Here is a 4,174-nt window from a genome sequence, read left to right on the forward strand (position 1 = left end):
TCATTTTTTAAAAGAGTTGAAGAAGAAATGCTTTTCTTACTACAAATTTTTTTAAAGAGATTCTTAATTTTTTGTATCACTTTATTTTTTTAATTACTAATTCCCACTCTCTCTTTCACATACTCATTCCTCCCCAATTCATTCAGCATAAACATTGCCAGATCGCCTGCATAAATTTTATTGTTATTTGGCTCTGGCGGATAATTGGCTTTGGTGATATACAAACCGGTAACTTCATGATCAATAATATTTGGCGGACAAACAAATGTCCAGTCCAGGTCGCTTTCCTTTAAATATTCGTATGCTTTTTTATGTTCAAGCCCAACAGGTAAATATTCTTTAGGGTAATCTTCTCTGTCGAGTAACAAAATGTTTTCATCAAAATTTAAAACGCCCAATCCACCAATAGCAACAATTCTTTTTATAGTATTTTTTTTCATTTGTGCAATAATGTTTTTTATGCCCAGCGTTCTGGTTTTGTCATTGCCATCAAAGCCGCCACCCAATGCAGAAAGCACCGCATCGCATCCTTTAATAGCACTACTCACTTCGCCTTCATCAAACAAAGCACCTTTAATTAATTCTAAATTTTTTTCTTCCATATTTAATTCAGTAAAAACATTTCTTCCAAAAGCTTTTACGTGATGTCCTTTAAGCAAAGCCTGCTTAACCAACTCTTTACCCACCATTCCGGTGGCGCCGAATATTATAAGGTTCATTTTTAAAATTTTGTTTGAAGTTAACTTAATTGCCTTTTAAAACATCTCCAAATTCATCTTTCTTTTTATCAAATACCGATTTAGCAAAAGGGCATAAGGGAAAAATTTTGAGGTGGTTCGTTCTTGCAAATTCCACCGCCGTATGCACCAGCTGGTAGCCCACATTTTTCCCTCTTAATGCATCTGAAACTTCCGTATGGTCAATAATCATAACATTGTTACCAGCCATTGAATAAGTCATTTCGGCAAGAGCAGTATTATTCTCTTCAACATAAAAACTACCTTTACTGCCTTCTTGTTTGTGTTGAATGATCATTGTCTATAAATTTTAATGAATTTAGTAAAAAATTTTTTTATTCAGTAAATCTGTTTCATATTTGCACAGTAAATGAAAATTATAAACACAAATAACAATAGCTGGTGGTGGAGCATAATCAAATGATTGTGCCTTTTTGCTATTGTAATTATATAAATAGTTTAAACCCGGCACAAGTTGCCGGGTTTTTTGTTTTTTGTCTGAACGGGGATTTGGGTGGATGATTGGGATTAAAAGGATTTTTTTAAAGTGTAAAAATTATTACTGTTATGCCACAGTTTAAATACAAGGATATTACGAAAAAAATTATTGGTGCAGCCATTTCGCAAGCCAGGAATTATTTAGAAGTGTATAATCTTGAAGCAGGATTGTTATTAAACTTTGGAGGTATGTCTTTGGAATTTAAAAGACTGGAGAATGCTAAATACAATCCGAACCTAACATCCAAAAAATTTATTTAATCCACCCAAATACCCGTTCAGACAAATGAAAAAGATAGCAATAAAAACCACCTTCAAAAAACTCCTTGCAGATGTTTACACACCTGTAGGTATTTACCTGCGCCTGCGGGACAGGTTCAGGGATACGATTCTTTTAGAGAGTACCGACTTTCATGCAGGTGAAGACAGTTATTCTTTTATTGGTATTAATGCCATTGCAGGTATCGAAATTTCTAATACTTCCTTTATTGAGTATAAATTGCCCGGCACAAAACCAGAAAAGATTGCTATTGCAACACCAACCGATGTGCCCCACCATTTATGGGATTTTATGAATCGGTTTACAATAGAACCAACAAATCAAAAGCAAGTGAATATTGCACAAGGTTTATTTGGCTATACCACTTACGATGCGGTGCAATTCTTTGATTCAGTAAAACTCACCACTCACCACTCACCACTCACACCAGACATTCCCCTGATGCGGTACCGCCTGTATCAATACATCATCGTTATAAATCATTTTAAAGATGAATTATTTATTTGCGAAAACGAAATTGCAGGAATACCAACTGAAGCAGCGGTGGTAGAAAGTTTAATCAAAAGTAAAGATGTACCCACTTTTCCTTTTAACACTGCAACAGAAGAAACTTCTAATCTTACCAATGAAGAATATGTAGAAATTGTAAAAAAAGGAATTGCCAGTTGTCACCGTGGCGATGTTTTTCAAATTGTATTAAGCAGAAAATTTGAACAGCAATTTACCGGCGATGAATTTAATGTCTATAGAGCTTTACGCAGCATCAACCCTTCGCCTTATTTATTTTATTTTGATTACGGCGATTATAAACTGATGGGCTCTTCACCCGAAAGTCAGTTGATTATAAAAAATGGAAAAGCTATTGTACATCCCATTGCAGGAACGTTTAAAAGAACCGGTGATGATGAAACAGATAAAGCCGCAGCTATTGCATTGGAAGCAGATGAAAAAGAAAATGCTGAACATGTAATGCTGGTAGATTTAGCAAGAAATGATTTAAGCCGCCTGTGCAATAAAGTGGAAGTTACACAATACAAAAAGGTTAATTATTACAGTCATGTTATACACTTAGTAAGTGAAGTGACAGGCTCGGTTGGGCCAGCAATAAATCCGTTTAAATTAATTGCCACTACTTTTCCTGCCGGCACTTTAAGCGGTGCACCAAAATTTAAAGCCATGCAGTTAATAAATGATTACGAACCTACCAGCAGAAGTTATTATGGCGGCGCCATTGGCATTGTTGGCTTTAATGGCACCATCAATCATGCTATAATGATAAGAACATTTTTAAGCAGGAATAATACGTTAGTGTATCAGGCAGGCGCTGGTGTAGTAGCCGCAAGCAAACCCGAAAGCGAATTGCAGGAAGTGAATAATAAATTAAATGCATTGAAACAGGCTATTGCAGAGGCAACGTTGATTAGGTGATTGGTTTATTAGTTGATTACAGTTAGTCTTATTCTTTATAAATTAAAAAATGAAAATAGAAAATATAATAACAGAAACATCTTCATCTTTTACCCCTTTAGGGGATAGGGGCAAGATTTTAGTTTTTGATAATTACGATTCTTTCACTTATAATCTTGTTCATTTAGTAGAAAAAATCACTCATGAAAAAGTGGATGTATTTCGTAATGATGAAATAAGTTTAGAGCGGGTAAACGAGTATGATAAAATTATTTTATCACCGGGGCCGGGCATCCCTTCGGAAGCAGGTTTGTTATTGCCTTTGATAAAACTATATGCAGCAACAAAATCTATACTTGGTGTTTGTTTGGGGCACCAGGCAATAGGCGAAGCTTTTGGCGGAACGCTGACTAATTTGAGTAAAGTGTATCATGGAGTTGCAACTCCAATTACAAGGGTGGGTCACTCTCAAAGGTTGGCTCATCCGGTGTTAGAGGGATTACCTGGTAAAATAATTGTAGGTCGTTATCACAGCTGGATAATCAGCGATGAAAATTTTCCTGCTGAACTGGAAGTAACAGCAAGAGATGATAATGGTTACATCATGGCATTGCAACATAAAACTTATGATGTGCAGGGAGTTCAGTTTCATCCGGAGAGTGTGTTGACACCTGATGGTGAAATAATGTTAAGAAATTGGTTAAAATTATAAATATGAAATTCCCTAGTATTACCGACGATCAATTCCAATTTGAAAATTGGAAGATAGCTTCTAAAAATATCTTTGATAATCCAAAACATGGCATTTATGTTATTTCTAATAACAAAGAACTTGTTGGCAAAAAATTTAATTGGGACGATAGTATAATTCATATAGGCATGAGTCATTCTGGACAATATGGGATTTATGCAAGAGTAAAAATATTTTGTAAATTGACTTATAAAAAAAAATATGAAAGCGCAGTTCGAATAGAATCAAGGACAAAACTTAAAAAGAATCTTACCCAATCAGATTTTTGTTTCGCTTTTTGTGAAATTAGAAACAAAAATAAAAGTATAACCCCAAAGGAGTATTATAGTCATTTGGAATTAGATGCTCTTTACACTTTTAAAAAAAGAAATAAATTTTTCCCTGTTTTTAATATTGCACTAACTAAGTCTAAATGAAAAAAATCCTTAACTACTTATTCGAACATAAAACACTTTCCCGTGAGCAGGCGAAAGAAGTGTTGATAAATATCTCAAAAAATAT

Annotated in this window: 6 protein-coding genes; 4 read left to right on the top strand and 2 right to left on the bottom strand. The window is 34.5% G+C overall.

Translation table 11 applies throughout. The annotated features are described in order from the left end of the window. Positions 1 to 89 precede the first annotated feature (89 nt). Entirely contained in the window at positions 90 to 719 is a 630-nt protein-coding gene (locus ACY65O_RS00915) for an NAD(P)-dependent oxidoreductase (protein WP_462218966.1), read from the bottom strand. Between the two features lie 25 nt (positions 720 to 744). Continuing rightward, positions 745 to 1,035 (bottom strand): GNAT family N-acetyltransferase, encoded by a 291-nt coding sequence (locus ACY65O_RS00920; protein ID WP_462218967.1) that lies wholly within the window; start codon positions 1,033 to 1,035, stop codon positions 745 to 747. A 269-nt stretch (positions 1,036 to 1,304) separates the two neighbouring features. Between ACY65O_RS00920 and ACY65O_RS00925 the strand changes: the two genes are divergently transcribed. Genes ACY65O_RS00925 through ACY65O_RS00940 form a run of 4 tightly spaced genes read left to right on the top strand, consistent with a single transcriptional unit; the run spans position 1,305 to position 4,089 of the window. Beyond that, the gene (locus ACY65O_RS00925) at positions 1,305 to 1,496 is read left to right on the top strand and encodes a GxxExxY protein (protein WP_462218968.1); all 192 of its coding nucleotides are present in this window, start codon (positions 1,305 to 1,307) and stop codon (positions 1,494 to 1,496) included. 25 nt (positions 1,497 to 1,521) lie between these two features. Continuing rightward, positions 1,522 to 2,943, top strand: coding sequence for an anthranilate synthase component I family protein (locus tag ACY65O_RS00930; RefSeq protein WP_462218969.1), 1,422 nt, complete (start codon positions 1,522 to 1,524; stop codon positions 2,941 to 2,943). Positions 2,944 to 2,992: 49 nt separating this feature from the next. Further along, on the top strand, positions 2,993 to 3,634 hold the full coding sequence (locus ACY65O_RS00935; protein WP_462218970.1) for an anthranilate synthase component II: 642 nt from the start codon (positions 2,993 to 2,995) through the stop codon (positions 3,632 to 3,634). 2 nt (positions 3,635 to 3,636) lie between these two features. After that, positions 3,637 to 4,089, top strand: coding sequence for a hypothetical protein (locus ACY65O_RS00940; RefSeq protein WP_462218971.1), 453 nt, complete (start codon positions 3,637 to 3,639; stop codon positions 4,087 to 4,089). Positions 4,090 to 4,174: the final 85 nt, after the last annotated feature.

This window comes from Ferruginibacter sp. (assembly GCF_031430955.1).
Classification (GTDB): domain Bacteria; phylum Bacteroidota; class Bacteroidia; order Chitinophagales; family Chitinophagaceae; genus Ferruginibacter.

What these genes read in the sequence shown, in the direction of transcription:
- ACY65O_RS00915 (WP_462218966.1), bottom strand. Translation starts at nt 719, where the DNA reads ATGAACCTTATAATATTCGGCGCCACCGGAATGGTGGGTAAAGAGTTG.
- ACY65O_RS00920 (WP_462218967.1), bottom strand. Translation starts at nt 1,035, where the DNA reads ATGATCATTCAACACAAACAAGAAGGCAGTAAAGGTAGTTTTTATGTT.
- ACY65O_RS00925 (WP_462218968.1), top strand. Translation starts at nt 1,305, where the DNA reads ATGCCACAGTTTAAATACAAGGATATTACGAAAAAAATTATTGGTGCA.
- ACY65O_RS00930 (WP_462218969.1), top strand. Translation starts at nt 1,522, where the DNA reads ATGAAAAAGATAGCAATAAAAACCACCTTCAAAAAACTCCTTGCAGAT.
- ACY65O_RS00935 (WP_462218970.1), top strand. Translation starts at nt 2,993, where the DNA reads ATGAAAATAGAAAATATAATAACAGAAACATCTTCATCTTTTACCCCT.
- ACY65O_RS00940 (WP_462218971.1), top strand. Translation starts at nt 3,637, where the DNA reads ATGAAATTCCCTAGTATTACCGACGATCAATTCCAATTTGAAAATTGG.